The sequence below is a fragment of the uncultured Gimesia sp. genome (assembly GCF_937910335.1).
In the GTDB taxonomy this organism is placed as follows: domain Bacteria; phylum Planctomycetota; class Planctomycetia; order Planctomycetales; family Planctomycetaceae; genus Gimesia.
The window spans coordinates 1-5,295 of record NZ_CALEMX010000481.1 but is presented as its reverse complement, the minus strand read 5'-3'; the positions used below and the strand labels follow the sequence as shown (position 1 = coordinate 5,295).

The following is a 5,295-nucleotide window of genomic DNA, read 5'->3' as shown; positions in this document are numbered from 1 at the left end:
CCCCTGTGACACGAGACGGTCAAGATAAGGTGTGGGAATTTTGTTTTTGGGGTAGTGTGCCTGAATGTCACCTACACCAAAATCATCGGCAAGAATCACAACAATGTTGGGGTGTTCCTGATGAGCGGCTAATAGACCAGTAGCGGGAATGATACAAAATAAGAAAAGCAGGACTATTTTCAGAGGCATCGACGTCTCCCATCAGTTAATTGTCTCGACGAGTCAGGGTTTCACCAGATAGATTATTGAAACTAGTGCTTTGTCAAGCTTGGAATTGAGAGCAAAGAGTGTTGTTTACGTGCTTCGTTGTCGCACTCCCGTGATCTCGATCACCCCAAAATTCAAAAATGACTATCCACTAATATAATTAACTCTGCTACCCTATCGTAATCGAGTTAACTCGCGAAGGAAACCATGCTTGATTGATCCTGGATTTAAGAAGGAATTCAGTAGCAATACTATTACAGATCAGGACTTTCATCAGGTTGTCTGATATTTCCCACACGTATCAGGAAGAACCCGATTATGACGATCAGCATCGAACTTCCCAGCCAGACTATGGGTAGGTGCTTCTGATTTTCCAGATTGATTTTCCAAGTGGAAAAGTAATCTTGATAATTGGCGAGAGTCAGTAACAGTCCGTTGTGAATCATATGCAGCATGATCCCGGGAATCACACTGCGAGCAAGCACGTTCACATACCCCAGAGCCAGGCCCATAAAAAAACTGGGAAAAAATCGCTCGATAAATAATGAATCTCTCACGATCACATGAAACAACGCAAACAAAAACGAAGAAATCAGGATCGCAGGCGTATTGGAAAAACGATTTAAGAGGGAGCTTAGTAAATAACCTCGAAAAAACAATTCTTCACAAACCGCGGGTAACACGGCCAGCGAGATTAATTTGACCCACAGGGGAACAGCCCCTAATTCCAGCTTCAATGACTCAAACAATTTGGAAAGCGATTCTATCCGTTCATTACTGAGTGAGAGAATTTCGATTTCATAAGCAAATGGCCAGAGAGTGAAGCCCAGCAGAATGGCTCCCAGGCAAGTCAGTGCTCGAGGTCGAAACCAACGAAATCCACTTTTAAGTTTCACAGCGCCCATACGAGCGAATATGAGTGGAATCAAAAGAAACAGGCTGAATGTCAGAGTTCCTGAAATCAGCAATCGTTGCGATATCGACATCTCGCCTAATCGGCTCACGAATGACGCAGAGAGAATAAACACAGGAAATAGTACTGCCAGACAAAGTATGGCGTTATTGAGGGCGGGCACTGCATGCGTTTTATTTGATCGCTTGAGTAAATCGGTCCAGGAAGCATTGCTTTGATAGAGAATGGTATCAGTGCCAAAAATCCGTGCCGCCAGACTTAAAGCGACAATTCCATAAAACAAAGTTGAAAATACCGACACAAAAACCAAGAGTGGCTGTGCTTCATGCAGTAGAAAATCTCGACTGAGTAAAACGATATTCGCCAGCGGAATAACAGCCCAAAGTGGAGTCATTTTCAAATCGGGTACCATCCCCAGAATCCCCGGTGCCATTGAGATCATCATTAGCGGAATCAAATACGCCTGAGCTTCTTTGAAACTACGGGCAAAGCTGGTAATACAGAGTAGAACCGCAGAAAAGAAAGCGGCAAAGATCACCAGTAACAGTAAGATTTCCATTAATACAAAAGGTGTCATGCCCGTGCCAAACAAGACGGTTTCCAAACCGTTGGCATATGTGGTCGCCAGCATAGCCATCATATTGACGAGTGCGGTCATAATAGCAACCACTAAAACCGCGATGAATTTGGCACTTAAAATCCACATCCTCGGCAAAGGAGCCGCCATCAAAGTTTCAAGCGTACCTCGCTCTCGCTCTCCCGCCGTTAAATCAATTGCCGGATAGACGGCTCCCGTCATTGTCATCAAAATCAAAATCAGAGGCACGATAGTCACCAGCGAGAACGCCTGACCTGACTGCGTATTGACTGCTGTCAGGGATGCTCTGAAAGGAATGGAGTTACTTTTCCCTAAATCTTTGAGAAGTCGATTCCTGTATTCCCACCTGACCGCCTGTAAGCGTTTTTCTACATAGTCTGCAACGCGTCGACTGTGCCTGGATTGTGCCCCGTAGATGATCTCAAACCGGCCTCCCAGCTTGTTGGGATTAAATTCTTCTTGCTGTTTTTTACTGGAAATAAACTGAACCCCTACATCAACCTCCCCTTTACGCACAAAAGATTTTAAGCTTCGACTTTTGTTTGCCTCATCCACTATCAGGATCTTGATATTCGGCTTTTGCTGTTTGAACTCTTCGAGCGTCTCATCGGGCTTGTTTTTTTCTGATGTCGAGAACTCTTTATATTCTTTGAAATTGAGAAGTTGTTCTCCATGGTTAAATTGATTTCGAAATAATTCCCCTTCCGATTCGTTTAGCAGAAGTATGCGATATTCCACTTTCCCCAGATTTGCCATCTGAGTAATAAAAAACTTCTGCAACATTAATCCAAGCAGAGGATAAACCAGCAAAGGCATTAAAACCAAGGTGATAATCGTGCGCCGATCACGAAGAATTTCGCGCAATTCTTTTTTCAACAGACCTGAAAACCGGAATGTCCTAGCGTAAGAATGAGTGCGTACGTGCAATTTAGATGAATCCGACATCAATTCACATCCTCTTGAATCGAAGCCCTAGTCTCCTGACTTACAACAGGCGCGTCGAGTAATTGTAGAAATATTTGTGTCAAAGTCTGACACATTGTACTTTGCTTCAGTTCTAACAGAGTTCCTTCGTAGCGTTTTTTCCCTTGATGCAATAACCCAAACCGATCACATAGCTGTTCTGCTTCATCGAGTCGATGAGTGCAGACAATCACCGCTTTGCCAGCATCGCGCAAATGGTCAATGTAGTCAAAAATGACTTTACTGCCTACTACATCCAGGCCGCGGGTTGGCTCATCCATCAACATGACAGGTGGATTGTGGATGAGTGACCTTGCCAGATTAACTCGCTGTTTTTGTCCGGTACTCAAAGTAGCAGAACGACGATCTAAAAATGATGTCAGTTCAAAGAGGTGAGTTAAATTCGCTATACGCTCAGTGGCCTGATCTTTGGGAACACCATAGACGTCAGCGAAGAAAAAAAGGATTTCACGGGGCGTTAACCATTGGTAGAGACCCGCGCTGGTTGAGACCAGTCCCACGCGACGTTTGATTTCGTCAGGTTGACGTGAAACTAGAAAACCTTCCACTTCCGCATCACCACTGGTTGGTTTTAATAGCCCTAAAATCATTCTGAGCGTCGTCGTTTTACCGGCTCCGTTGGGACCCAGCAAACCATAGACCTCACCTTGCGACACGGCAAAAGAGACATGATCAACGGCTAGAACATCTTCATTCCCTGCCTCGAATATCCGCGTAAGATCTTTTACTAGAATCATTCTGGCCCTGCCCCTGCATCCACCCGCTTGCGTTACGCACAATCCATCTGTCTTGAAATAGACAAACAAACCAACAATATAAAATCAGACTTTCCATGGATTGCTTTGCTTCAGAAAGCGTTGATATCACGAGAATTGTGATTTGGATATGCTGGCGCATGCTCAACGCGTCTTGGAACACTCGCATTGTAACAAACGAATGGCCAGTCTGTCACCTGTTAAAAAGGGAACCGAGAAAAGAATCTCCATTGATCCATCCTTAAGACAGCATTTACGTCTTTCAATAAAAAACCATTTTTTAATGAGTGAAAGAAGATCCCTCAGACACCTTGCACACCGTTACTGGCTCGACCACAATAAATGGCATCCATGTGATTCCCCTATGCCGCATTCCTCTTGATATTTACCGAAACATTAAAGGCCAAGCGATGAAATTATCGATTCCCCTCGACTGGATCTATTGCCTGCTGCTCACTTGCCTGTTCACCAATTCTTCCCAGGCGGAAGATGATTGGCGCGTCTGGCGTGGTCCCAATGCAAATGGAGTGGCAGCAGAAGGGGAAACCCCCGTATTAAAGTGGACTGAATCCCAAAACATTCGCTGGAAAGTGCCTGTACCCGGTCGGGGACATTCCTCGCCGATTGTAGTGAATGACCGTGTCTTGATCTCTACCGCGGATAAAGAGAAACAAATTCAATCGGTGATCTGTTTTGATCGTGCGACGGGGCGCCAGCTCTGGAAAACTGATGTCAGTCAAGGTGATTTTGCCCCGAAGATTCATCAGAAGAATACACATGCTTCGCCTACACTGGCCTCGAACGGTGAAGCCATTTTCGCCGTTTTTCCACAGTTCGACCGAGTTCAGTTGACGGCGTTAGATCTTGGTGGAAAACAACGCTGGCAGATCAAAGCCGGCGGTTATCTGCCTCGCGCCTATCAATTTGGCTATGCCCCCTCACCCATCCTGTATCAAGGGAAAGTAATTGTCACTTCAGAATACGAGAAGAATGGTTTTATTGCCGCCTTTGATCAACAAACGGGCGGCGAGGCCTGGCGCATCAAACGGCCTGAGAAAATGAACTTCTCAACCCCGATCGTAGCACGAATCGCAGGCCGCGATCAAATGCTGTTGAGTGGCAATTCCAAAGTGGCGAGTTTTGATCCCCAGACTGGAAGCAATCTCTGGTCAGCCCCCGCGATGTGGATCGTCAGTTGCGGGACCATGGTCTGGGATAAGGATCTAGTCTTTACGAGTGGCGGTTTTCCCTTAAAAGGGACGATGGCAGTTAAAGCCGACGGTTCCGGAAAGGTTGTCTGGACGAATCGCGTGAAATGTTATGAACAATCAATGCTGGCCTATCAAGGTTATCTCTATGCCGTCGATGATAACGGCATCGCCTACTGCTGGAATGCCCAGACCGGTGAAGAACAGTGGAAAAGCCGTCTGGGCGGGAAAGTTTCTTCCTCTTTGGTTCTCGCCAACAATTGCCTCTATTTTTCCAATGAGCAGGGTAAAACGTTCGTCTTTCGCACCAACCCAAAGAAATTCGAACTACTCGCAGAAAATCAGCTGGGCGACGAATGCTTCGCATCCCCTGCCCTTTGTGGCAACCAGATCTTCCACCGCGCCGCTAGCCGCACGTCTGGTAAGCGCCAGGAATATCTGTATTGTATCGGGAAGTGAAACTACATTATACAAAACATCAAAGTAGAGAACGGATTGAATCTAAGCATTATCATCCACTTAAAATATGATGCAGGCAATAGAGAAAAGTGTCATTACTTATGCCAACCCTGAAACAAGTTGACTACATCATAGTAGGGCAAGGATTGGCAGGAACGGCGCTGGGTTGGA

3 protein-coding genes and 1 pseudogene are annotated in these 5,295 nt (G+C 45.8%); 1 reads left to right on the top strand and 3 read right to left on the bottom strand.

Annotated elements, in window-relative coordinates:
* The 3 genes and pseudogenes from Q0668_RS19325 to Q0668_RS19315 form a co-directional block, all read right to left on the bottom strand.
* Positions 1–189 (bottom strand): annotated as a pseudogene (locus Q0668_RS19325) (hypothetical protein); the annotation flags it as partial.
* Between the two features lie 272 nt (positions 190–461).
* On the bottom strand, positions 462–2,663 hold the full coding sequence (locus Q0668_RS19320) for an ABC transporter permease subunit/CPBP intramembrane protease (RefSeq protein ID WP_298867641.1): 2,202 nt from the start codon (positions 2,661–2,663) through the stop codon (positions 462–464).
* On the bottom strand, positions 2,663–3,439 hold the full coding sequence (locus Q0668_RS19315) for an ATP-binding cassette domain-containing protein (RefSeq protein WP_298867639.1): 777 nt from the start codon (positions 3,437–3,439) through the stop codon (positions 2,663–2,665). The genes Q0668_RS19320 and Q0668_RS19315 overlap by 1 nt, the downstream gene beginning before the upstream one ends.
* Positions 3,440–3,867: 428 nt before the next feature.
* Between Q0668_RS19315 and Q0668_RS19310 the strand changes: the two genes are divergently transcribed.
* Positions 3,868–5,124, top strand: a complete 1,257-nt coding sequence (locus Q0668_RS19310; protein WP_298867637.1) for a PQQ-binding-like beta-propeller repeat protein — start codon at positions 3,868–3,870, stop codon at positions 5,122–5,124.
* Positions 5,125–5,295 lie beyond the last annotated feature (171 nt).

Bases quoted from the DNA above. Each gene is read 5' to 3' on its own strand.
- Q0668_RS19320 (WP_298867641.1), bottom strand. From the start codon at position 2,663: ATGTCGGATTCATCTAAATTGCACGTACGCACTCATTCTTACGCTAGG.
- Q0668_RS19310 (WP_298867637.1), top strand. From the start codon at position 3,868: ATGAAATTATCGATTCCCCTCGACTGGATCTATTGCCTGCTGCTCACT.
- Q0668_RS19315 (WP_298867639.1), bottom strand. From the start codon at position 3,439: ATGATTCTAGTAAAAGATCTTACGCGGATATTCGAGGCAGGGAATGAA.